This window comes from Pseudomonas marginalis (assembly GCF_900105325.1).
GTDB lineage: Bacteria > Pseudomonadota > Gammaproteobacteria > Pseudomonadales > Pseudomonadaceae > Aquipseudomonas > Aquipseudomonas marginalis.
Genome location: NZ_FNSU01000003.1, coordinates 4,053,196 through 4,075,032, shown reverse-complemented (window position 1 = coordinate 4,075,032; position 21,837 = coordinate 4,053,196). Strand labels below are relative to the sequence as shown.

At 56.0% G+C, this 21,837-nt stretch carries 22 protein-coding genes and 2 pseudogenes; 18 read left to right on the top strand and 6 right to left on the bottom strand.

Annotated elements, in window-relative coordinates; translation table 11 throughout:
• Positions 1–17 precede the first annotated feature (17 nt).
• The gene (locus BLW22_RS28330) at positions 18–434 is read left to right on the top strand and encodes a DUF2269 family protein (RefSeq protein WP_074847898.1); all 417 of its coding nucleotides are present in this window, start codon (positions 18–20) and stop codon (positions 432–434) included.
• Between the two features lie 24 nt (positions 435–458).
• Here BLW22_RS28330 and BLW22_RS28325 read toward each other — a convergent pair whose 3' ends face one another.
• Positions 459–1,118, bottom strand: a complete 660-nt coding sequence (locus BLW22_RS28325; protein WP_074847896.1) for a histidinol-phosphatase — start codon at positions 1,116–1,118, stop codon at positions 459–461.
• Positions 1,119–1,261: 143 nt separating this feature from the next.
• Here BLW22_RS28325 and BLW22_RS28320 point away from each other — a divergent pair, with 143 nt between their 5' ends.
• Positions 1,262–1,741, top strand: a complete 480-nt coding sequence (locus BLW22_RS28320) for an RNA pyrophosphohydrolase (RefSeq protein ID WP_003176750.1) — start codon at positions 1,262–1,264, stop codon at positions 1,739–1,741.
• A gap of 22 nt (positions 1,742–1,763) precedes the next feature.
• Positions 1,764–4,043 (top strand): phosphoenolpyruvate--protein phosphotransferase, encoded by a 2,280-nt coding sequence (ptsP, locus tag BLW22_RS28315; RefSeq protein ID WP_027608425.1) that lies wholly within the window; start codon positions 1,764–1,766, stop codon positions 4,041–4,043.
• A gap of 83 nt (positions 4,044–4,126) precedes the next feature.
• Here ptsP and BLW22_RS28310 read toward each other — a convergent pair whose 3' ends face one another.
• Positions 4,127–4,873, bottom strand: coding sequence for an NRDE family protein (locus tag BLW22_RS28310; RefSeq protein WP_074847894.1), 747 nt, complete (start codon positions 4,871–4,873; stop codon positions 4,127–4,129).
• Positions 4,874–4,994: 121 nt separating this feature from the next.
• On the opposite strand from BLW22_RS28310, the gene BLW22_RS28305 reads away from it, so the two are divergent.
• From BLW22_RS28305 to BLW22_RS28270, 8 genes and pseudogenes are all read left to right on the top strand, one after another.
• Entirely contained in the window at positions 4,995–5,777 is a 783-nt protein-coding gene (locus tag BLW22_RS28305; RefSeq protein WP_074847890.1) for a sulfite exporter TauE/SafE family protein, read from the top strand.
• 65 nt (positions 5,778–5,842) lie between these two features.
• Positions 5,843–6,655, top strand: a complete 813-nt coding sequence (lgt, locus tag BLW22_RS28300) for a prolipoprotein diacylglyceryl transferase (RefSeq protein ID WP_065924346.1) — start codon at positions 5,843–5,845, stop codon at positions 6,653–6,655.
• A gap of 52 nt (positions 6,656–6,707) precedes the next feature.
• A pseudogene (gene thyA, locus BLW22_RS28295) lies at positions 6,708–7,301 on the top strand (thymidylate synthase); the annotation flags it as partial.
• A gap of 95 nt (positions 7,302–7,396) precedes the next feature.
• Positions 7,397–8,644 carry a tyrosine-type recombinase/integrase gene (locus BLW22_RS28290; RefSeq protein WP_058410118.1) on the top strand — a complete coding sequence of 416 codons (1,248 nt, stop codon included), beginning with the start codon at positions 7,397–7,399 and terminating at the stop codon, positions 8,642–8,644.
• Positions 8,641–10,998: a site-specific integrase gene (locus tag BLW22_RS28285; protein ID WP_074847886.1), complete on the top strand. Its 2,358-nt coding sequence runs from the start codon at positions 8,641–8,643 to the stop codon at positions 10,996–10,998. Before BLW22_RS28290 ends, BLW22_RS28285 begins: the two co-directional genes overlap by 4 nt.
• The gene (locus BLW22_RS28280) at positions 10,995–13,067 is read left to right on the top strand and encodes a tyrosine-type recombinase/integrase (protein WP_074847884.1); all 2,073 of its coding nucleotides are present in this window, start codon (positions 10,995–10,997) and stop codon (positions 13,065–13,067) included. Before BLW22_RS28285 ends, BLW22_RS28280 begins: the two co-directional genes overlap by 4 nt.
• The gene (locus BLW22_RS28275) at positions 13,064–13,570 is read left to right on the top strand and encodes a hypothetical protein (protein WP_055137222.1); all 507 of its coding nucleotides are present in this window, start codon (positions 13,064–13,066) and stop codon (positions 13,568–13,570) included. The genes BLW22_RS28280 and BLW22_RS28275 overlap by 4 nt, the downstream gene beginning before the upstream one ends.
• A complete protein-coding gene (locus BLW22_RS28270) occupies positions 13,567–14,400 on the top strand; it encodes a thymidylate synthase (protein WP_055137223.1) in 834 nt (277 codons plus the stop codon). The genes BLW22_RS28275 and BLW22_RS28270 overlap by 4 nt, the downstream gene beginning before the upstream one ends.
• 149 nt (positions 14,401–14,549) lie before the next feature.
• Here the strand turns inward: BLW22_RS28270 and BLW22_RS35630 are convergent, their stop codons facing one another.
• Positions 14,550–15,059 (bottom strand): MerR family transcriptional regulator, encoded by a 510-nt coding sequence (locus BLW22_RS35630; RefSeq protein ID WP_170252181.1) that lies wholly within the window; start codon positions 15,057–15,059, stop codon positions 14,550–14,552.
• Positions 15,060–15,152: 93 nt separating this feature from the next.
• Between BLW22_RS35630 and BLW22_RS28260 the strand changes: the two genes are divergently transcribed.
• Positions 15,153–16,115 (top strand): arsenic resistance protein, encoded by a 963-nt coding sequence (locus BLW22_RS28260; protein ID WP_033901842.1) that lies wholly within the window; start codon positions 15,153–15,155, stop codon positions 16,113–16,115.
• Positions 16,116–16,152: 37 nt separating this feature from the next.
• Here the strand turns inward: BLW22_RS28260 and BLW22_RS28255 are convergent.
• A pseudogene (locus BLW22_RS28255) lies at positions 16,153–16,245 on the bottom strand (transposase domain-containing protein); the annotation flags it as partial.
• Between the two features lie 124 nt (positions 16,246–16,369).
• Here BLW22_RS28255 and BLW22_RS35495 point away from each other — a divergent pair.
• Positions 16,370–17,566 (top strand): hypothetical protein, encoded by a 1,197-nt coding sequence (locus BLW22_RS35495; RefSeq protein ID WP_235865615.1) that lies wholly within the window; start codon positions 16,370–16,372, stop codon positions 17,564–17,566.
• A 52-nt stretch (positions 17,567–17,618) separates the two neighbouring features.
• Here the strand turns inward: BLW22_RS35495 and BLW22_RS28245 are convergent, their stop codons facing one another.
• Positions 17,619–18,095, bottom strand: coding sequence for a helix-turn-helix domain-containing protein (locus BLW22_RS28245; RefSeq protein ID WP_065893936.1), 477 nt, complete (start codon positions 18,093–18,095; stop codon positions 17,619–17,621).
• A 176-nt stretch (positions 18,096–18,271) separates the two neighbouring features.
• On the opposite strand from BLW22_RS28245, the gene BLW22_RS28240 reads away from it, so the two are divergent.
• The 5 genes from BLW22_RS28240 to BLW22_RS36095 all read left to right on the top strand — a co-directional run bounded on the left by BLW22_RS28240 (position 18,272) and on the right by BLW22_RS36095 (position 21,107).
• A complete protein-coding gene (locus BLW22_RS28240) occupies positions 18,272–19,006 on the top strand; it encodes a metallophosphoesterase (RefSeq protein WP_032856874.1) in 735 nt (244 codons plus the stop codon).
• A gap of 76 nt (positions 19,007–19,082) precedes the next feature.
• On the top strand, positions 19,083–19,400 hold the full coding sequence (locus tag BLW22_RS28235; protein WP_033901845.1) for a hypothetical protein: 318 nt from the start codon (positions 19,083–19,085) through the stop codon (positions 19,398–19,400).
• A 98-nt stretch (positions 19,401–19,498) separates the two neighbouring features.
• Positions 19,499–19,996, top strand: a complete 498-nt coding sequence (locus BLW22_RS28230) for a hypothetical protein (RefSeq protein WP_074847882.1) — start codon at positions 19,499–19,501, stop codon at positions 19,994–19,996.
• Between the two features lie 81 nt (positions 19,997–20,077).
• Positions 20,078–20,707 carry an HAD family hydrolase gene (locus tag BLW22_RS28225; RefSeq protein ID WP_065893938.1) on the top strand — a complete coding sequence of 210 codons (630 nt, stop codon included), beginning with the start codon at positions 20,078–20,080 and terminating at the stop codon, positions 20,705–20,707.
• Positions 20,708–20,840: 133 nt separating this feature from the next.
• Entirely contained in the window at positions 20,841–21,107 is a 267-nt protein-coding gene (locus BLW22_RS36095; protein WP_074847880.1) for an antitoxin Xre/MbcA/ParS toxin-binding domain-containing protein, read from the top strand.
• A 419-nt stretch (positions 21,108–21,526) separates the two neighbouring features.
• Here BLW22_RS36095 and BLW22_RS28215 read toward each other — a convergent pair whose 3' ends face one another.
• Positions 21,527–21,832: a PadR family transcriptional regulator gene (locus BLW22_RS28215; RefSeq protein WP_020192026.1), complete on the bottom strand. Its 306-nt coding sequence runs from the start codon at positions 21,830–21,832 to the stop codon at positions 21,527–21,529.
• Positions 21,833–21,837: the final 5 nt, after the last annotated feature.

The window sequence follows — 21,837 nt, the reverse complement described above, 5'->3', positions numbered from 1 at the left end:
TTTAAGGAAAACGACATATGGAAACCCTGACCACCCTCAAAGTTATCCACATCGCCGCCACGGTGTTGCTGCTGCTCAGCGGCCTCGGCCTGGCGCTGTTGGCCTGGCGCAAGCGCAGCGACGGCCCGGCCGTGACTGTGCAGCGCCCGTGGGCGTTCGTGTGGTTGCTGATGGGCGTTTGCATGGTCAGCATGCCGTTTACCGGCTGGTGGCTGGTGCACCTGGTCGGCTGGCCGCTGGGGCAGACCTGGATCCTGGGTTCCAGCATCCTCTACACCGTGGCCGCGCTGGCCTGGTTCTGGCTGGTGGCACGGCTTAACCGGCTGCGCAAAGGCGAGGGCGGCAGCCTGAATTTCACCTTGGTGCTGGCGGTGGTAAGCCTGGCGGGGTTTGTGGCGATTGCCGGGCTCATGGGCGCCAAGCCGGTGTGGTGAGCGGGGCAAGCCCGCTCACCACGGTTACTTGCTACGCAGCGTAATCACCGGCCAACCCCGCTTCTCGGCTTCAGCGCGCAGATTCGGATCCGGATCCACCGCCACCGGATGCGTCACCTGCTCCAACAGCGGCAGGTCATTCATCGAGTCGCTGTAGAAGTAACTGTCTTCCAGGCTGTAGCCAGTCTCTTCCAACCACCGATTCAAGCGCGTCACCTTGCCTTCACGAAAACACGGCACATCAGTGCTGCGCCCGGTGTAGCGGCCATTTTCCATCTCGCACTCGGTGGCGATCAGCGTCTCGACGCCCAGGCGTGCGGCAATTGGCGCGGTGACGAAACGGTTGGTGGCGGTGATGATCACCAGCTTGTCGCCAGCGGCGCGGTGCTTGGCCAGCAGTTCAGCAGCCAGGGGCAGCATGATCGGCTCGATGCAGTCGCGCATATAGTCGTTATGCCATTCGTCCAGCTGGGCCATCTCGGTGCGGCCGAGGATGTCCAGGCAGAAGTTCAGGTAGGCGGCGTTGTCCAGCTTGCCGGCCAGGTAGTCCTGGTAGAACTCGTCGTTGCGGGCTTTGTAGGCGACCGCGTCGAGAATCCCCCGTTCGCAGAGGTAATCGCCCCACGCGTGGTCGCTGTCACCGCCGAGAAGGGTGTTGTCCAAGTCGAATAAAGCCAGGCGCATTGCAGTTACTCGCTGAAAAGTCTGTAAAAAGGCGTCCAGAATACGGTCTTTTCACAAGAGTGCACATAAGGTAAGAAGCCTCGTTGCCGCTGGAACAACCTTTGTGGAACAATGCGGCGACATGCGTTTGCGAGGTTGTTGCCGTGATCGACCCCGATGGTTTCCGTCCTAATGTCGGGATTATTCTTACGAATGATGCCGGACAGGTGCTATGGGCTCGCCGAATCAACCAAGATGCCTGGCAGTTTCCTCAAGGCGGAATCAACCCCGACGAAACCCCTGAAGACGCCTTGTACCGTGAGTTGAACGAAGAAGTCGGCCTTGAGCGTGAAGATGTGCAGATTCTGGCCTGTACCCGGGGCTGGTTGCGCTATCGTTTGCCGCAACGCCTGGTGCGTACCCACAGCCAACCGCTGTGCATCGGCCAGAAGCAGAAATGGTTTCTCCTGCGCCTGATCTCCAACGAGCAGCGGGTGCGGATGGATTTGACCGGTAAGCCGGAGTTCGATGGCTGGCGTTGGGTCAGTTATTGGTACCCGCTGGGCCAGGTGGTGACATTCAAGCGCGAGGTTTATCGTCGCGCTCTCAAAGAGCTTGCCCCGCGCCTTTTAGCGCGCGACTGACGACGGAGTTCGACCCCGAGCCATGCTCAATACGCTGCGCAAGATCGTCCAGGAAGTTAACTCCGCCAAGGATCTCAAGGCGGCGTTGGGGATTATTGTGTTGCGCGTCAAGGAAGCCATGGGCAGCCAGGTCTGCTCGGTTTACCTGCTGGACCCAGAGACCAACCGTTTTGTGCTGATGGCCACCGAGGGCTTGAACAAGCGCTCCATCGGCAAGGTCAGCATGGCGCCCAATGAAGGTCTGGTGGGCTTGGTGGGGACGCGTGAAGAACCCCTGAACCTTGAAAACGCGGCCGATCACCCGCGTTATCGCTACTTTGCCGAAACCGGCGAAGAGCGCTACGCCTCGTTCCTCGGCGCACCGATCATTCACCACCGCCGCGTCGTCGGCGTATTGGTCATCCAGCAAAAAGAACGTCGCCAGTTCGACGAGGGCGAAGAAGCCTTCCTCGTGACCATGAGCGCGCAGCTCGCCGGGGTTATCGCCCACGCCGAAGCCACCGGCTCGATTCGCGGCCTGGGCGGCCAGGGCAAGGGTATCCAGGAAGCCAAGTTCGTCGGTGTACCGGGTTCGCCGGGTGCGGCGGTCGGTACTGCCGTGGTCATGTTGCCGCCGGCCGACCTCGATGTGGTGCCGGACAAGCACGTCGACGACATCGACGCTGAAATCAAACTGTTCAAGACGGCCCTGGAAGGCGTGCGCGCCGACATGCGCAACCTGTCGACCAAGCTGGCCACCCAGTTGCGCCCCGAAGAGCGCGCGCTGTTTGACGTGTACCAGATGATGCTCGACGACGCGTCCCTCGGGAACGAAGTCAAGACCGTGATCAAGACCGGCCAGTGGGCCCAGGGCGCGCTGCGTCAGGTGGTCACCGATCACGTCAACCGTTTCGAATTGATGGACGACGCCTACCTGCGCGAGCGGGCCTCGGATGTGCGCGACCTCGGCCGCCGCCTGCTGGCCTACCTGCAGGAAGACCGCAGCACCAACCTGGTCTACCCCGACAACACCATCCTGATCAGTGAAGAACTGACCGCCACCATGCTCGGCGAAGTGCCCGAAGGCAAGTTGGTGGGCCTGGTCTCGGTCCTGGGTTCGGGTAACTCCCACGTCGCGATCCTGGCCCGGGCCATGGGCATTCCGACGGTGATGGGCCTGGTGGACCTGCCGTACTCCAAGGTCGACGGTATCGACATGATCGTCGATGGGCATCGCGGCGAGGTGTTTACCAACCCCAGCGAAGTCCTGCGCAAGCAATACGCCGAGGTGGTGGAAGAAGAGAAGCAACTGGCGCTCGGGCTCGATTCCTTGCGCGAACTGCCGTGCGTGACCCTCGACGGTCACCGTGTACCGCTGCTGGTCAACACCGGCCTGCTGGCCGATGTGGCGCGCGCGCAACAGCGCGGCGCCGAAGGCGTGGGGCTGTACCGCACCGAAGTGCCGTTCATGATCAACCAGCGTTTCCCGAGTGAGAAGGAGCAGCTGGCGATTTATCGCGAGCAACTGTCCGCCTTCCACCCGTTGCCGGTGACCATGCGCAGCCTGGACATCGGTGGCGACAAGTCACTGTCGTATTTCCCGATCAAGGAAGACAACCCCTTCCTCGGCTGGCGCGGTATTCGCGTTACCCTCGACCACCCTGAAATCTTCCTGGTGCAGACCCGAGCCATGCTCAAGGCCAGCGAAGGCCTGAACAACCTGCGCATCCTGCTGCCGATGATCTCCGGCACCCATGAGCTGGAAGAAGCCTTGCACCTGATCCACCGTGCCTGGGGCGAAGTGCGCGACGAAGGCGCCGACGTACCGATGCCGCCGATTGGCGTGATGATCGAAATCCCGGCGGCGGTGTACCAGGCCAAGGAACTGGCGCGGCAGGTGGACTTCCTGTCCGTGGGCTCCAACGACCTGACCCAGTACCTGCTGGCCGTGGACCGTAACAACCCACGGGTGGCCGACCTCTACGACTACCTGCACCCGGCGGTGCTGCAAGCCCTGCAACACGTGGTGCGCGACGCCCATGCCGAAGGCAAGCCGGTGAGCATCTGCGGTGAAATGGCCGGTGACCCGGCGGCAGCGGTGCTGTTGATGGCGATGGGCTTTGATAGCCTGTCGATGAACGCCACCAACCTGCCGAAGGTGAAGTGGATGCTGCGCCAGGTTGAACTGAGCATGGCCAAGGATCTGCTGGCGGAGTTGATGACCATCGACAACCCGCAGGTTATCCACAGCTCGCTGCAATTGGCGCTGAAAAACCTGGGGCTGACGCGGATGATCAACCCGGCGTCTGCCAAGACCCTTTAATGGCGATACGCAGCCCCGCCCGTAGCAGCTGTCGAGCGCGCGAGGCTGCGTAGGGCGCGCTGCTGGGTAAGACGGCATCAGCGTCAGAACTTGAGTTCTACCTCTCCGAGCCGTCCACCATGCGGTCCAAAGCTGCGCTCCACCATCCGCCGCGTGCCATCGGCATTCACAATCAACGCCGTGCTCGCCCGTGTCCCATAACTGGGGCTGGCGATAAACACACTCGACAGCAAACTCTCCGTCGCCAACCCCACGCCGGTATCCGGCAGCTCGGCAAACGGTGCAATCTGCGGATCGCTCAGAATCTCCAGTAGCGCTTCGGGCCGGGGATCGTTCAGCAACTCACTCAGCGCGGCTTTGGCCTTAAGCAGTTTTGGCCAAGGTGTATCCAGCCCTGCATTGGATAACCCATACACGCCCGCTTTCAACTGCGTCGGCTCGGTGTGATTGGCGTTGTAATGCCACAACTCTTCCCGCGTCCCCACCAGCAGGTTAAACCCGGCATATTCAATCGAACGGCCATTAACCTCGGCCAAATACTGGTCAATCGGCAGCGAACCACTGAGAAACCGTGCCACCAGCTCCCCGCGGGACTTGCGTGCCGGCGGCTGGTGCGGATCACGGATATTGGTCAGGGCAGCAAAACGCCCATCGGCATTCACGCCCAGCCAGGTGCCGCCCGCTTGCTGATCGCGGCCGGCGTAGACTTTGGGCGCATCCGGCCACTGCGCCAGCGGCAGGCTGGGGCGGGCGTAGAACTCATCACGGTTGGCCGCGACGATCAGCGGCTGGGCATGGCCCGGCCGCCAGGCAAAAACAATCAGGCACATCAGGCGATTCCCGTTTGTGTTTTTTGCCACTCTACCCACACCGGCAGCGGTGTTCCATCGTATCCAGTTGGGTCGCATGCCTTCCATCCGTTAACATGCCGGACCTGGTTTGGGGGCTCCCATGGAATTTCTGCTGTATTTGCTGCTGGGCGCGTGCGCGGGCGTACTCGCCGGGCTGTTTGGCGTGGGCGGCGGGATCATTATCGTGCCGGTGCTGGTGTTCAGCTTCACCTTGCAGGGCTTCGACCCGCAGGTGCTGACCCACCTGGCCGTGGGCACCTCCCTGGCGACGATCATCTTTACCTCGGTCAATGCCGTGCGTGAGCACCACCGACGTGGCGCGGTGCGTTGGCCGATCTTTGTCTGGATGACCGTGGGCATCCTGCTCGGCGCCGGTTTTGGTGCGCTGACCGCCGAGGCGATTTCCGGCCCCCACTTGCAGAAGATCATCGGCGTATTCGCCCTGATCATCGCCGTGCAACTGGCCCTGGAGGTCAAGCCCAAGGCCAGCCGCACGGTGCCGGGCAAGCTCGGCCTGACTGTGGCCGGTACCCTGATTGGCTGGGCTTCGGCGATTTTCGGCATCGGCGGCGGCTCGCTGACCGTGCCGTTTTTGACCTGGCGCAGCGTGCCGATGCAACAAGCGGTGGCCACCTCGTCCGCCTGTGGCCTGCCGATTGCCTTGGCCAGTGCGTTAAGTTTCATGATTCTGGGCTGGCATGACCCGCTGTTGCCCGCTCATAGTCTAGGGTTCGTGTATTTGCCGGCGCTGCTGGGCATTGCCCTGACCAGCATGGTGTTTGCCCGTTTCGGCGCACGCCTGGCGCACCGGTTGTCGCCGCGCGTGCTCAAGCGGTTGTTCGCCGGCTTGCTGTTTTGTGTCGGTTTGAATTTTTTGCTGTAACGCAGGCTTAATCGCGCCCGGGCATGGTCCGGTTGCCATAACGAATGATTTAACGAGGAGTCGCAATGCTGCCTTACCCGCAGATCGACCCGGTGGCCCTGGCCATCGGTCCGCTGAAAATCCACTGGTACGGGTTGATGTACCTGATCGGCATCGGCGGTGCATGGCTGCTGGCCTCCCGGCGCCTGAACCGTTTCGACCCGACCTGGACCAAGGAGAAGCTCTCCGACATGGTGTTCTGGTTGTCGATGGGGGTGATCGTCGGCGGGCGCCTGGGGTATGTGCTGTTTTACGATCTCTCGGCCTACATCGCCAACCCGACGCTGATCTTCGAAGTGTGGAAAGGCGGCATGGCATTCCACGGTGGCTTTATCGGCGTAATGATCGCGGCCTGGTGGTTTGGCCGGCGCAACGGCAAGTCGTTCTTCCAACTGATGGACTTCGTCGCGCCGCTGGTACCGATCGGCCTGGGCGCCGGGCGCATCGGCAACTTCATCAACGCCGAGTTGTGGGGCAAGCCGACCGACGTGCCGTGGGCCATGGTGTTCCCGCCGTTCAGCGACCCGGCGCAACTGCCGCGCCATCCGTCGCAGCTGTACCAGTTCGCGTTGGAAGGCGTGGCCCTGTTCCTTATCCTGTACCTCTTTTCGCGCAAACCACGCCCGACCATGGCCGTTTCCGGCATGTTCGCGCTGTTCTACGGGATCTTCCGTTTCATCGTCGAGTTCGTGCGCGTGCCGGATGCCCAACTGGGGTACCTGGCGTGGGGCTGGCTGACCATGGGACAAGTGCTCAGCATTCCGATGATCCTGGTCGGCCTGGGCCTGCTGTGGTGGGCGTACAATCGCCCGCAACCGCTGAAGCACACCGCGCTTTAAATTCGAATGCCGAGGCCCGCGAGGTCTCGGCTTCAACGATACGGGTAATGACATGAAGCAATATCTCGAACTACTGAACGACGTCGTGACCAATGGCCTGACCAAAGGCGACCGTACCGGCACCGGCACCAAGGCCGTGTTTGCCCGTCAGTATCGGCATAACTTGGCCGACGGTTTCCCGCTGCTGACCACCAAGAAGCTTCACTTCAAAAGCATCGCCAATGAGCTGATCTGGATGTTGAGCGGCAACACCAACATCAAGTGGTTGAACGAAAACGGTGTGAAAATCTGGGACGAGTGGGCCACCGAAGACGGTGACCTGGGCCCGGTGTATGGCGAGCAGTGGACCGCCTGGCCGACCAAGGATGGCGGCACGATCAACCAGATCGACTACATGGTGCACACGCTCAAGACCAACCCCAACAGCCGTCGCATCCTGTTCCACGGCTGGAACGTCGAATACCTGCCGGACGAAACCAGGAGCCCGCAGGAAAACGCGCGCAACGGCAAGCAAGCCCTGCCACCGTGCCACCTGCTGTACCAGGCGTTCGTGCATGACGGCCATCTGTCGATGCAGTTGTACATCCGCAGTTCCGACGTATTCCTTTTATGCCCCCGAGAAGAAACTGCACAGTACGTAATGACTGCGTAACCCAGTAAGCCTTCCAAGCCTGTTTATTGTGCCCCCTATAAAAATGCACATTGTGTATAGTACGGGCCGCTTTGAAAAGGAAGGAAGAAGTGAAGGTAATCGCGGTACGGGGCAAACCCCTAGATCTCAGTGAGTCCCCGACCAGGCGGGACGACACCCTTGATGAGCATCAAGCTCAAGAAACCTTGAAGGTCACAGGAGCAGCCGTCTTTGATGACGATGAGCGCCTGATGCCTCTAATGTCCGGCTTCCTCTCCCAGCAACTCCAAGCTGCGCTGATAGCTGAGCAGACCGCCATGACCTTTGGCCGGAACCTTGGTTATGTCCATGAGTACCTGAGCAGCCGCCGTGAGTTCGCTAGCTGTGAGCGGGATTCCGCTTACCTGGAGATCCGTACCCACGTTATCCAAGAATACTTTGCGCACCTGCGCGAGGTTGAGGGGATCTCGAAGAAGACTGTCCGCAATCGAGATTCATCGCTCATGGCCTTCTTCAACAAGTCGCTTTGTAATTGGGTGGACGATGTCCCTCCTCCTCGAAAAGAAGCGAACCCGTATGCGGGTGGGCTGCTGTCTCCGCGTCCAAACAAGAATCTGGTGGTGGCCTGTTCCCTGGACGACCTCTTACAGCTAATCCTTGCCACCCAGAGCGAGCGTGAGCGGTGCCTTCTTCAGTTCATGTATGACGCAGGCATTCGCCGCTCGGAAGTCCCTCGCGTGACCCTGAGGGCGATTGATGACGCTCTTCGCTTCCAAGACACCATGTTCATTTCACCCGGTGCCTCTGTCGCGGTGAATGCCGACTATTGTCCCCTTCGTATCGATGGGAGTAAGGGGCCCGCTGATTCCTTCAAGCCTCGCGATACCTTGGTGAGCAGGGCAACGTTGCTTCGCATAAAGAAGTACCACGCCTCTCCGCTGTACAAGATGCACAAGCGCCAGTTCGGCAGCTCCGAGACCACTCCTGCATTCCTGAATGCTGAGGGTGGCGAGTTCACAGCGCGCTCCGTCTCCAAGCTCCTTGAGCGCACCTCGAAGCGTGCCTTGAATCTTATGAAGATCAACAGAATGATCTCCCCGCATAAGCTGCGTCATGGGAATGCTTATGCCCTGCTCCGCACGCCGGATATTGGCACGAGCTACCTTGACCGGCTGGTAGCCGTACAAAAAACGTTGGGGCATTCCCGGCTCAAGACAGCTGAAACTTACACACAGATTCCTCACGACATCTATCAGAAGCTTGTTCGCCCTGGGACTGAGACCAAAACAAAGGCCGGCGAGATGGCAGAACTCGCCGACCGGACGCGCCTGAGAATTGATGCGGGAGATATGAAATGAGTAGTCGGTTAACGGGCTCGCAGGTAGACGCGACCATTGAGTCCTTTGTAGCCCGAGCAACTGATGATCGAGAGTCGTTGCTTCAGATCTGCTTGAGCAAAAATGCCGAATTGGCGGTGTCTGCTGGGTATGTGATCGAACAAACCGGCTTGAGTGCCTCGACGGTCAAGAATAAAGCTTCGCTTTTTCAGCCCATCCTGGATGCGATGGCAGATGAGGGGATCATTGTCTCAGGTCACCCTTCGGGCGCTTGCGAATGGCGCCGCAGGCTTCTTGCCTGGTATGAGGGTATGCCTAAAGAACAGAAGCTAGCGATTCCGGTGGCGGCGAACACCATTCGATATCGAGGTTATTTGAGTGATGTTCCTGAATTGGTAGGCTTCCCCTCTGCCAGGGTGAAATATGAGTTGGTGCGGTCTACGTTCGAGGAGATCCTTAAAGACCTCAGAGCGCTGGGAGTTCTAGATAGGGACTATCAAACAGTCGTCGAGCGCGTTGCGTCGAAAAAGCCCGTCGAGCTAACGGAAGCGGGGAAGCTGAAGGCAGCCTTCAAGTCACTTCGTTCGGTCTCCATTTATGGGCTATCTGATGTCATGTCAGTAGAGCCGGAGCGTCCATTTATTCACCTGCTCCATGTGTTCAGCGCTGCGTCGATGAACGCCAGCAGTGAATCGGGTCAGGCAAACTTTATCGAAGCGTTTAAGTACTTTCGAGACTATCTGAAGGTGGCGGAATTCACAGGGCTGGAAGATCTTCGTGAGCTGGTAAGCGTCTATGCTTTGCCCAAGTTTCGGGTATATCTTCAAGAAAAAATTATTGAGCGCGTGTTGTCGACAAACCATTGCAACACGCTGATGAGCTCGGCCCGGAAAATGATGGAGCGTGCACTTCAGATTAATGGACTAGGGCTAACGACCTTCATGGCTGCCCAAGGCTTCGACCCAGAGCGAGAAACTGATCAATACAAGCCTTACTCTGCTCCAGTACGTGCTCGCATTGCCGAAGCCATCCTTGAAGAGATTGCGGAGACTAACCGTCTGGCACAGCCGTATGTTCTGAGCCATGTAGGGGAGGATCCCGTTGCGCCTAATGGCAAGATTCGGCGTGGGTGTGCCACTATTGAAAACGCCCGCTGGATCTTTGAGAACAAACTCGATTGCAAGCCTTTGGGTTTCAAGTCGGCCAATCGTGAAGATGCTTATGAAAAGGCTTTCATTACAATTATCCAAAGTTCCGAATTGTCGATCTTTGATATCTATAAAGAATGGGGGGTTCTCTATCAGATTGACAGCCGGGTGCTAGCACCCTATGTGATCCGGCTCGCCCAGGTTACTGGCATGAACGCTGATTCGTTGTTGGGTCTCGATCTCGATGACTTTATCGAACGTCACGATCTAACCGATCGGCCTTGCTTGCTGTATTGGAAAGAGCGATCAGATGGCGAGAAGATGTACCATCTTGATTTGTTTCATGCCGAGATTTCGTGGCTTACAACTTCTCAGGGGCGCGCAGTAAAACAGGTGTTTGATGACATTAAATTCTTGACCCGTAATCTTCGCGCTGAAGCTCAGCCTGAAGTTGAGAATAAGTTATTCATCTATCGCTCAAGCTCTCCCAGAAAGTTCGGGGTGGTTGACTCCATTGAGAATTCTTCCGGCAATATGATTAATAAGATCATGAAGGGTTTCTCTGAAGATCGGGGGTTGCTTGATGAAGAGGGCAACCCATTGCCATTGTCGGCCTCTCGGTTTCGACCAAGTTTTGTGAGTGAGTTGATTGAGCGCGGTGTGTCTCCTCGGGAGATTCAAGTGATGTTAGGGCATAAGAACATTAGCACCACTATGGCGTACCTTGATCAAATGGATTTTAACCCGATGGCGCGGAAGATGTTGAATAAAGTGCTCCATGAGATGCACCAAGAAACGATGGACGAGTCGGTGACGATCATCCCAACGAAAACCATCGAGTCGACCCCAAAAGGCATGCCCATGGAAACTGGTACGGTCACATGCATGAACGTGTACGACCCGCCAGACTTCATCAAAAATCTGAGGGACTACGACCCCAGCAAGCCGTGCACGCTGTTCAACAAGTGCCTCTCGTGCAGTAACAGCATAATCACGGTTTCGCACCTGCCGGAGCTCTTTGCTCGCCGTCGCGATTACCAGCGGATGATTGAGGTAAACCGGGTGCTCGATACGCCCTACGGCACCGTCATCCTGGATAACCTGGACGTGCTCAACAGCATCCTTGACCCGGAGACATCTGATTTTTCAGCAAATGAGCTGGCTAAAGCCGAGCGTCTTTCTGAAAACCTGCAGGTCGATATCCTGACAGAGGGGGTAACTCTGTGAGCGAATCCATCATTCCTGAATTTGCAGCCTTCAAAAAATGGCGTATGGCCGCTCATGGTCTGCTGCTGGGCCTGCAGAAAGATGTTGGCGAGTCTAGCGCTGTGCCAGTTGAGGCGCTGTCTTGGTACAACGCGCTCTTGGCGCTACCGGTCAGCAAAACGTCAGATTTGGGTGATCCCATTTGGGACTTCAACGAGGACTACCCGAACGCAGCCAGGAACATCCAGGGTGCCAAGCTGAGGCTTGATTTCGGGAGTTTCCCATTGGTCAACCAGTCAGCAGTCCTTGAGGTAAAGGTGGCGATGTACTGCTGGCTGAAGATGCCGGCCAGCCTGCAATCGCTGACAAGCTCCGCAAGGAACATCAAGGCCAATACTGCCATCTCCTGCTTCAAGGCGGGGCTCAGCTTTGTTAACACAATGTCAGGACAGGCGCGGGAAATCCTGACGGATGAGTTTTTCGAGGTCGGTTACCATGGCCTCTCGTACTTTGATGCAGGGATGTATTGTACCGCCGCTCTCGTACACCCCCACGTTTTCGGCCCTGAGCTTCAGAGATTTTTCACAGCGATTAGGTCGCCATTCCTCTTGGAACAGATTTTTGATAAGCCTCTGCCCTACGTTGAGCTTGACTCGTTGCCTTGGGCGAAGGTGCTTAAGCGGGTAGACGAGTCTCAAAAAACGTATCGGATTCTTCCCAACGATGTATTCGAGAAGGCCTCTCGCGAAGCCTCATTTGCCGTCGTCGACTTCCTGAGCGTACTGGGCGAGCCGGTGAACGACCTGATCGCTCTAACGCGTCAGAACGCTAAAGGTTACTCATCGGCCAAGAGCCAGAGATTGACGCCTTACAATTACGACCTTTACGTGGCCCTACGGCTTCGACGCAAGGGTTATGACTCCAGCGCCATGGGGGCGGCGATTGGTGCTGTTCGCCCAGACTTTCTATCGGGAAACAGGCAGCACGACTTCAAAGCGCCAGAGACCTTGCTTAAGCTTACCCAAGTGCCCCTGGATGATGAGTTTCGTCGGTACATCAACTTTATTTCTTACAGTGCGTGCTATCTCGTGGCGCAGTACACGGGAATGCGACCCTCCGAGCTCTCTGAGATCTTGGTGGAGTCCTGCATGGAAAAAGAGAATGACTACTGGCTGCTCATCAGCAACGTGGTAAAACACCGTCAAGGACTTGCCAAGTTGTTTGATGACAAATGGGTCGCAATTCCTATCGTGCGCGACGCCATTCGTGCGGCCTGCCTGATCGCCAAGGTCAAACAGAACCCGTATCTGTTTTCAAATGTGGACACGGTCGCTCAGGGAGCGGAGCCGGCCTCTATGAGCTCAGTTGGGATCTCAGTTCAGTTCAGTTCCTTCTTTAAGGAGATCCTGACGGGCGAAGAGTTTGAGTCTCTTGAGTTTTCGCCCTACACCTTACGGCACACATTGGCTTACCAAATGGCAAGGGCTGAGCTTGGCCTCCCGTTCATTTCACACCAGTTGAAGCATTTTGGTGACCTTATCGGTGGAGCAGGACAAAACCAATCGTTCAGCGCCGTTTCGCTCGGGTACGGCGCAATTGCGGAGATCCTTTCAAAGGGTGGCCGATCTGGTGGCAAGACGCCTAGTCAGGTAGCTGAGGAGGAGTACATCACAAGCTACTGCGATCCTGATGGCAACTACGCCGGGCCTAATGCCGAGAGCCATAAAGCTCGGATGAAAAAGGTATTCGACGGCTACATGGCCGCTGGGTACACGAAAGAACAGGTCATTGCTCAAATGGCAAAGAAACGCTTGGCGATCATCAACGTTGGGCAAGGGTTTTGCTATGGCGGTCAGCGGGAGGCTCACGACGACTCCCTGCCTTGCATCGGGACTTTGCGCTGCAACCCTAATCGCTGTAAGAACGCTGTCGTCACCAAAGTGCATGCGCCTAAGTGGCGAGAAATCTATGTCTCGAACAGCCTTGCATTGAGCTCCCCGTCGTCCGCGAGCACGGAAGAGGAGCTTCGTGCTGCGATGGAGGAAGCTAAAGGAGTCCTGGAGTATCTGGGAGAAGAGGTTGAGCTATGACCACCCAGGCTTTTGATTCTCGGAATAAGCTCGACTTCGAGAAAAATACCGAGCAGCTAGCCGAAGGCATACTCCAGATTGCCTCCGATAAATCGCTGAAGCCTACGGTTGCTGAGCTTAGTCGCATCACAGGGATCCATCGCAATACCATCAGGATGCGGGGGTGGCCGATGGAGAAGCTTGAGGCCATCAAGGAAAGCCGCCTCGTTGAGGTGATGGTTCAGAAGGTCAAAGCTGAGAAGAAGCAAGATCCCAAGACCATTCTGATGCAACGGCTTGAAAAGAGCCGACTGGAAGTGCTTTATTGGTTCAATAGGTATCAGGATGTTGAAAGCTCGTATGCGACCCTTGATAAGCGACTGACCGGTGTCATTGAGTCCAGGGCTTACTACGTGGATCAAAATGCCGAGCTCACGGCCAAGCTAAAACAGCGGGATACTGAAATTCAGAAATTGCGTGATGCGCTGCATATGGTCAGCGCAAATCTAGAGGATCCGAAATGAAGATGTACCACGATTTGCTGGCCGACGTGCTGGAGAACGGCGTCGAGAAAGGCGATCGCACAGGGACAGGCACGCTGAGCGTGTTTGGTCGTCAATTCCGCCACAACCTGGAAGATGGCTTCCCACTGCTGACCACGAAGAAACTGCATTTCAAGAGCATCATCAATGAGATGATCTGGTTCTTGAATGGTGATACCAACACCAAATGGCTCAAGGAGAATGGTGTCAAAATCTGGGATGAATGGGCAACCGAGGATGGCGATCTTGGGCCGGTCTATGGCAAGCAGTGGACTGCGTGGCCGACTAAGGATGGCAAAACCATCAACCAGATCGATTACGTTGTTAACACGCTTAAAACGAACCCGAACAGCCGTCGCATTCTGTTCCATGGATGGAATGTCGAGTACCTGCCAGATGAGTCTGTCAGCCCTCAAGAAAATGCGCGTAACGGAAAGATGGCATTACCGCCGTGCCATCTGCTTTACCAGTTTTATGTGGCTAACAATAAGTTGTCGACACACCTCTATATTCGGTCGAGTGATCTGCTGCTTGGGAATCCGTACAACTTAGCCGGAGCGAGTTTTCTAACTCATATGCTTGCTCAACAGTGTGATATGGGTGTCGGCGAAATTGTCGTTACTATGGGTGATGCGCATATTTACTTGAATCATATTGAGCAAGTAAAGTTGCAGCTAACTCGCGAGCCGCGCCCTCTGCCTAAGTTGCAGCTCAAGCGTAAGCCAGACAGCATCTACGACTACAAGTTTGAGGACTTTGAGATTGTAGGCTATGATCCACATCCTCATATTCCTGCTCCTGTATCGATCTAACGGAGTCGATGCCTGGTTAGCCAAATCTTGGTTGGCCAGGATGGGGTATCGGTGGGCAAGACCAGGCCTAGCCTCATCGTTTTAGACGTCGCTCCTGCAAGCGTCTGCCTAATACATCTTGCACCAGCCCGTTGAGGGTAAGCGGACGTTCAACTCAGCTCGTCGGGACTTCCACATTCTTTGCGTTCTATGGCGGCTTGCTTCCCCCATGATCCTTGACCCGCCTGAGAGCAGCAACCAGAGCGAGCCCCAGCAGCGGGTTCGAACAGTGACTCAACAATCGTACAGTCTGGAGTCTTCGAGCCTAGGCATGTTGACTCACACGTGCCTGCCATTGAGAGCAGCTCTGTCCGGATCTGCTGGAGCTTAGCTACCTTCGATTCCACTTCTGCCAAGTGCTTCTTGACCACCGACAACGCATCAGCACACGGACGATCAGCATCTGCCGCGAGCGCAATGAGTTCGCGGATATCGTCGAGTGGAAAGCCCAGTTCACGATTCTGCCGGATGAAGATGAGTCGTGACCGATGCTTTTCGGTATAGATTCGATGCCCCCCTGTCGACCGTAGGGCCGGAGGGAGAAGGCCTATTTTCTCGTAGTAGCGAATCGTTTCAATGTGGCAACCCGTTGATTTCGACAGCGCTCCGATTCCTGACATCTAAACTCCCCAAGCATTTTCTTGAACCTGTAGTAGCTACAGATATTAACCTGCTCAATCGAAAAATGATTTCACGCGTTTTAAGGGCATTCCGTGGACAGAGAACAGCTAGAGAAGAACCAGATTCCCGTTTACTTCGTCGCGGTCATTGTCGCGGCTATCGGAGGCCTGCTCGCACCTGATGCCTCTCAAGCGTTAGGTGCGTTGGTGACACCAGCTATCGCTGTGCTGATGTACGCCATGTTTCTACAGATCCCATTCCTGGATCTCCGCGAAGGGCTTGCAAACAAGCGTTTCATGACCGCGCTGCTGACCGCCAATTTCGTCGCCATCCCCCTGTTGGTTTGGGCGTTGACGATGGGCCTAGCCGACCACCCGGCGATTTTGGTGGGCGCACTATTGGTCTTGCTGACGCCTTGTATCGATTATGTGGTGGTGTTTACCCATATCGGTAAGGGCGACTCCAAACTGACTCTGGCGGCAACGCCATTACTACTCTTGCTTCAGCTTGTGCTACTGCCCCTCTATCTAGCCTTCATGGTGGGTAATGACTCGGCGGTGGTTATATCGGTCGGCCCATTTGTTGAGGCCTTCGTAGTGCTGATCGCTTTACCCTTGGTCTTGGCAGTAGCAACAGCTGCCGGGGCAAAGAGGTCACGCGTCGTTGAGGGCTGGAACAATGCATGGGCTTGGATGCCTGTGCCAGCTATGGCGGCTGTGTTGGTCGTAGTGGTCGGCTCTCAGATCTCAGCAGTGGTCAGGGACATGGACAAGCTACTGCCCGTTATTCCCGTCTACCTCGGTTTCATGCTCTTGGCACCACTGGTCGGTGCGCTGGTTGCGCGGGCATTTAAATTGCCGGCCATCACTGCAAGATCAGTGGCGTTCAGTAGCTCGACACGAAATTCATTGGTGGTTCTGCCCCTGGCACTGGCTTTGCCCGAAGAAATCAGAGGGCTCGCTGCGGCAGCAGTTATCACTCAAACGCTGATTGAGTTGGTCAGCGAGCTAATTTACATCCGAGCAATTCCTGCTTTGGTCTGGCGCAAAATGTAGAAGCTTGGTAAGCACAAGTCCAAGACACCCTGCGTGATTAAACGGTCACCCACCTGTGTGGTAACAGCTCGGCAATCTCACTAGCTCGCTGCGTAGGCAGGCGCGTCAACACATCCTTCAGGTAGGCATAGCCGGGCAGGCCTGCTCCAGGTGAATACTTCGATCTTGATATACCAGTGAGCGGCTATCTCTCGGGCGACCTCCAGCGTAGGCTTCAGGTTATGCAGGACGCAATCAGGCACCAAGGAGTTCACATGTACCTCACGATCATGAAGCCACAATCGCTTCAGCAAATCGCTGTATTAGCCCGTGGATTATGGATCGTTGAAGGCCCTGAGGGCTCCGTGCTGGTAATCAAGGCAGGGAAAGAGCTGATCCTGGCGGCTCAGCAAAGGCGTGAACTGAAGCTTTACCTCGCGCCATACAAGGCAGACGAAACGACGGGGCTTACGCTTCTCACAGCCTGCTTTGATGACCCACAAAGCCCGCTATTGATCAAAACCCCACTCATCCCTGGTGACCCTCTCACCGAGGCACTGCAGAGCTTCCCTGACGAGTTCAGTGTGTGCTTTTTCGACGAGCACAACCGTGAGCTGTTCAGTTGTAAGGCCCAGGCGAAGCTTGGTCAGCTCCGCAAGGAGCTCGGTACACTCAGCCCCATTGGAGCAGATCACTGGCCCAAGATGTATGAGCAGGCGGACAGATGGTTCAGCCTCACGACCTATGCGGACGACGCTCGTGCCATAACGGTGTTCCTACAAGAGGATCTGTTCCCTTCGGACTATTTGATCACCGACCTTACCCGCCAGGACTTTCGAGGCTCCAAAGGCTTTTCCAATACACAGTTGGAGCGCACTGAGCCGGGTACGTTTCAGGAACTGGATATCATCTATCTGCTCCAGCGGGCATATACCTCCGAGCGGATCATCCATGGCCCCTTGAAGGTCTCCGATGGCGAGGAGCTGGCTGACGTAGTGGTAATGGGCGATGAAGTGACTTTACTGCTGCAGGCGAAGGACAGTCCCAATACCCCAGCGACGTTGAACACAACGCTTGAGAGAAAGCGAAAGAAGGCTACAAGTCAGTTGAAGAACGGTCTTCAGCAACTACGTGGCGCTATTTCAACGATCAAGCGAGAAGGCAATCCAGCCTTGGCGCTTGTGGGCGGCACGCCCTTGGACATTGATCTTGCTGCACGCCCCCTAGTGGGAGTTGTCGTGGTCAGAGAGTTTTTTATCGACAACTACGATGAATACAGCACCATGATTTTGAAGTTCATGGATGAGGTCGGTGTCCGCGTCCTAGCCTTCGATTACAATGAGTTCGAGGTCATGACCCGCCACTGCCCTTCGGAAGATGCACTGCTGTCAGCGTTCTTCCAGATTTCCAAATGCGCTGAGGAAAGGCGGATCTATCCCAGGCTGCGCTTCACGGATCTGCCGCCGCGCTAAATCGAATCGGACAAGTGGAGAGCTTCTTTGCTCGTGCCCCACGACTCCCTTTCTAACCAGGCAGTTCTTTGAGCCAGTAACGCCTGACAGTCGCTTCAGGTAAATCCAGCGCCCGGCTCACCTCCGCCTTCGACATGCCGCTGGCCTTGAGCTCTAGCACAGCTCGGATTCGATCTGGGCTGCTGGGTTTGCCTCGCGTGCGCTTTACCAGCCCTTCACCTGCGTCCCAGTGCTTCTTCAGGCCCTGCAAGCCTCCCAGGGCTATGAAGCCCTCCAAATCCTGCGAAGCCTTCGCCATGACATCGATAGGTGATGACCCATCCTGGAGGGCCTGACACAGCGCGACGAGAGCCACGAGGTCGAAATCTAGGGTGCGCGCGATCTTGCTCAGCTTGACCAAAGAGACCTGCGTTTTCCCTTGCTCCAATCGCGACAGATTGGCTTGGGAACTGATCTCGGCGAGCTCCTCCTGGGCCGATCCTCTAAGGTCGCGCAGAGCTCGGACTATTGCTGCTATCTCGTTCTGCATGCTGAGCGCTCAAAACGAAGAATAGGGCCACAGCGCCACGCGTCGATAAATATCGAAAACTGGTAATAATGGCGGCCATCGTTTATCGTGGGCCTACAGATGACAGCCTCGCCGCGTCCGGGCGACCGGGCCAGGGAATGATCAATTTATTAGAAAGTCGACGTCAGCAGGTTGGGATGAAGCTTCATATACTGTCTGATCTACATTGTGAGTTCGCCGATTTCGTCCCCCCTGTGGTGGACTGTGACGTGGTCGTATTAGCCGGCGACATCCACGTGAAGTCCAGGGGGGCCAGATGGGCCAGCCTGACCTTCAGCACGCCTGTCGTATATGCCATGGGCAATCATGAGCACTACAGCGGGAATATAGATCGAACCCACAGCAAGCTGCTTGACGCTGCTGAGGAGCACGTCCACGTCTTGGAAAATCAGGTTTTAGAGTACGGTGATGTGCAGTTTCTCTGCGCTACGGCTTGGACAAGCCTGGCCGCAACCGGAGACCCAGTAGCTGCTTCTTGGTGTGCTCGTGACTCACTGAATGACTTTCGCGCCATCCGTGTCGGTGAACAGTATCGGCGTTTGCGCCCTGATGACCTGATCGCGAGAAATCGAGAGACGAAGGAGTGGTTAGAGGCTCAGCTGTCGCTGCCATTCAACGGTAAGCGTGTAGTTGTGACTCACCATCCGCCCCTTATGAAGTTCGTGAGTGACCAAGGAGCCGATCCTCACTTGCGAGCAGCCTATGGCAACAATTGGGATGGCCTGATGAATTTTAAGATCGATCTATGGATCTTTGGCCATACCCACGAAGCCGTGGATGAGGTGGTTAACGGCATCCGGTTTGTGAGTAATCCTCGTGGTTATCCCAATGAAGAAACTGGCTTTCGGCCAGACCTAGTTGTCAGTGTATGAAGACTGACAGGGCTGCCGGCGTTTAGCTTTTTTCAGTAAGTGAGTAGGTTTCAAATTCGAACGTGATGGAGAATCCATGAGTTGTCTGAATTCCCAGGACTGGACGGCTGAGGGCGGAATACGACTGCCCAGTCTGGTGTCAGCTAAGTTGGCGATTGCGCAGGCCCATGATTGGGGTGCACTAGTGGACGCGTACCTGGTAGATGCAGCTGAAGTTGGCGATCGTTTCGTTGCGTATGTGTATGGCGATCTTTCAGGGCAACTGGTTGATGGGATGACAATTGTCACACCCCCTAGTGAGGTGATAGCGGAGGTCGAAGGCATGGCGTTATTGCGGACAGTGTCAGGCAACGATCATTACGTCATGGTCAGCCGATTGCCTGCCGCCGCTTGAGTGCCCCCGCGTCGTCGAGGCCGCTGTCTCAGCCTGCTTCATTAGGCCCCACCGTCATCTAATCCATTAATAGTTAATGTGTGTTTAAAGGAAGAAGCATGTCCGAGTTAAAGAAGCTGACATTGACTGTTAAGAACTATGATGTTCAAGCGAGCGGTGATCTAGACGCTCTCTATCGACGTGTTAGATATGAGGATGAGCACGACGCTACTCTCTATTTCAAAGAGGTTGTGATGCTGAAGTACCTTGTGAAGCATGGTGCTTTGGCGACTGATGTTCCGCGAACTTGGTACTATAAGCATGCCTCAAAGAAATCGATAATTGTTGTCGCTTTTGAGAAGGCTGGTGGGAAAGTTGAGTGCGACTTGGATGATCTGCGAATTATTGCAAGGTCGGCTTTGGTAAAGGGTGTGGTTATTTCGCTAGCAGCGGTTCCAGCTGGGATTATTGCTGCAACGGCAACCTTTGGAGTTGGGCTTGTCATTATTCCTATGTTTTTGTGGTATGGGTACAGGAACGTCTTCAAGCTTCCGAAAATGCTGGGTCGAAAAACGCTGGTGGATGAATTTTCAAAATTTGGCGTTACTCTTCGGTAGCTTGGTTTTTTGGTTGTTGAACTTGATTCTCGTTAGAGTGGCTGGCTGTCTTGCGGACGGTGACCAGCGAAGGAAACTCAGATGAAGACCAGTGCCGTAATCTTTGACGCCTTCGGAACGCTGGTAGAGATACAGCAGCCGACACATCCGTTTCGACAGTTGCTTCGAGAGGGGCGACGCCAAGGCCGCTTGCCTCGCGCTGATGACATCCGAACGATCATGACCCATTGCCTTTCTCTAAGCGAGGCTGCGCTGGCCTTTGGTATCAAGATCTCGCCCTCCCAACTCGCATTTCTTGATCAATGCTTGGAGGAAGAGCTGGCAAGCATTCAGCCTTATCCAGACGCGGTTGAGGCCGTTGGGCTACTGCAAGCTGCAGGGGTGAGACTGGCCGTATGTTCAAACCTGGCAATGGCCTACGGCCCCGTAGTGGAAAGGATTTTCCCGCACCTTGGGGCCTATGGTTTCAGCTATCGCATTGGTGTTATGAAACCGCAAGCCGGCATCTATCAGCACACCTGCGATCTGCTTAATGTCCGGCCAGAAAATGAGCTCAGTGGTCAGAGGCGGATCGTCATGATTGGCGACTCAGAAAGGTGTGATCGGGATGGGCCTGGCCAGGTTGGTATCAAGGGCTACCTGTTGCGCAGGAATGGAGGCGGGGCTTCCAATCTTTCCCATTTTGCACAATCAGTGCTGAGTGATAGGTAGCTGGGAGCAGATCTTCAATTCGATGGAAGCGTTGCGTCTGAGCTAAAGGGCCGCGCCACGAGGTGGCCCTGTCGGGATGCAGCCTGCACAGAGTACGAGCGGCGACCAGACCAGTATCACCAGAGGGTGAAGCATGAATGAGCTTAGGATTGTCGGGCGATGCGTTCGCTCCCCGATCGGCTGCTGGAGTGCTAGGCATCGCTGTTTTCAGACGCGTTACGAGCAGGTCTTCTCAATCGCGCTGGAAGTGTTTGGAAGCCGAAAGAAGGCGCAGCGATGGCTAGTAAGATCTATAGTAGGTGTAGGCCGTCAGACACCCTGCAGGGTGCTGTGCACACCTATGGGATTCACAATTATCCATGACGAGATTATGCGGCTTGATCACGGCATACGTGCCTAATCCCATTTAGCCTGTCGTTGCGTTCTATCGAGTGAGGGCCGCCGCACCAGAGACTGTGCGATTCGTGGTCTTGTGTGCTGAGCCTCACTGCCACATTTTTCCGATCTGGCTTTTCAGACTATCGGGTGGGCAGACTATAAGCCATTGACGAATGGTAACGCCTTGCACATGTAGCAAGCCGAGCCAGGGCAAAGCCCCCTGAACTGCTCCGTCTGTGAGATCAGATGCGTAATTGCATGGACTTGACCACCTGTTGCACTCGACTTGACCAGTTGTTTGCATCGAATTTGACCGGCGCACGGGTACGCCTTGACGGGCAGAAGTCGGCCAAAAGCGTACGTAGCTAATAGGCCACTGCTTTCGGTCAGTGTGCGGTCATGAAAGCAAGTAGCTGGTCGCAGGCACTCCGGTTAAGACCATCAGCGTCCTTCGATTAACTCGCCGAACAACTCCCTAACCTTCACCTTGGCATCTGCCAGCGCGGCTCGGCCTTCATCGGTAATCTCATACATGCGTCGCTCGCGGCGCCCAGTGCGTTCATGGTGCGAGCACAGATAACCCTTCTTCTCCAAACCGTGCAGCATCGGATACAGCGTGCCCGCGCTGAGCTTGTAACCGTGGTGGCTCAGCTCCTCTATGACGGCCAGCCCGAAGATGGGAGCCTCGGCAGCGTGGTGCAGGATATGCAGGCGGATCAACCCGCCGTAGAGGTCTTTGTCGGTCACTCGAT

Excerpts from the sequence above, each read along its gene's own strand:
- BLW22_RS28330 (WP_074847898.1), top strand. The coding sequence starts at position 18 with ATGGAAACCCTGACCACCCTCAAAGTTATCCACATCGCCGCCACGGTG.
- BLW22_RS28325 (WP_074847896.1), bottom strand. The coding sequence starts at position 1,118 with ATGCGCCTGGCTTTATTCGACTTGGACAACACCCTTCTCGGCGGTGAC.
- ptsP (WP_027608425.1), top strand. The coding sequence starts at position 1,764 with ATGCTCAATACGCTGCGCAAGATCGTCCAGGAAGTTAACTCCGCCAAG.
- BLW22_RS28310 (WP_074847894.1), bottom strand. The coding sequence starts at position 4,873 with ATGTGCCTGATTGTTTTTGCCTGGCGGCCGGGCCATGCCCAGCCGCTG.
- BLW22_RS28305 (WP_074847890.1), top strand. The coding sequence starts at position 4,995 with ATGGAATTTCTGCTGTATTTGCTGCTGGGCGCGTGCGCGGGCGTACTC.
- lgt (WP_065924346.1), top strand. The coding sequence starts at position 5,843 with ATGCTGCCTTACCCGCAGATCGACCCGGTGGCCCTGGCCATCGGTCCG.
- BLW22_RS28285 (WP_074847886.1), top strand. The coding sequence starts at position 8,641 with ATGAGTAGTCGGTTAACGGGCTCGCAGGTAGACGCGACCATTGAGTCC.
- BLW22_RS28275 (WP_055137222.1), top strand. The coding sequence starts at position 13,064 with ATGACCACCCAGGCTTTTGATTCTCGGAATAAGCTCGACTTCGAGAAA.
- BLW22_RS28270 (WP_055137223.1), top strand. The coding sequence starts at position 13,567 with ATGAAGATGTACCACGATTTGCTGGCCGACGTGCTGGAGAACGGCGTC.
- BLW22_RS35630 (WP_170252181.1), bottom strand. The coding sequence starts at position 15,059 with ATGTCAGGAATCGGAGCGCTGTCGAAATCAACGGGTTGCCACATTGAA.
- BLW22_RS35495 (WP_235865615.1), top strand. The coding sequence starts at position 16,370 with ATGTACCTCACGATCATGAAGCCACAATCGCTTCAGCAAATCGCTGTA.
- BLW22_RS28245 (WP_065893936.1), bottom strand. The coding sequence starts at position 18,095 with ATGCAGAACGAGATAGCAGCAATAGTCCGAGCTCTGCGCGACCTTAGA.
- BLW22_RS28240 (WP_032856874.1), top strand. The coding sequence starts at position 18,272 with ATGAAGCTTCATATACTGTCTGATCTACATTGTGAGTTCGCCGATTTC.
- BLW22_RS28235 (WP_033901845.1), top strand. The coding sequence starts at position 19,083 with ATGAGTTGTCTGAATTCCCAGGACTGGACGGCTGAGGGCGGAATACGA.
- BLW22_RS28230 (WP_074847882.1), top strand. The coding sequence starts at position 19,499 with ATGTCCGAGTTAAAGAAGCTGACATTGACTGTTAAGAACTATGATGTT.
- BLW22_RS28225 (WP_065893938.1), top strand. The coding sequence starts at position 20,078 with ATGAAGACCAGTGCCGTAATCTTTGACGCCTTCGGAACGCTGGTAGAG.
- BLW22_RS36095 (WP_074847880.1), top strand. The coding sequence starts at position 20,841 with ATGAATGAGCTTAGGATTGTCGGGCGATGCGTTCGCTCCCCGATCGGC.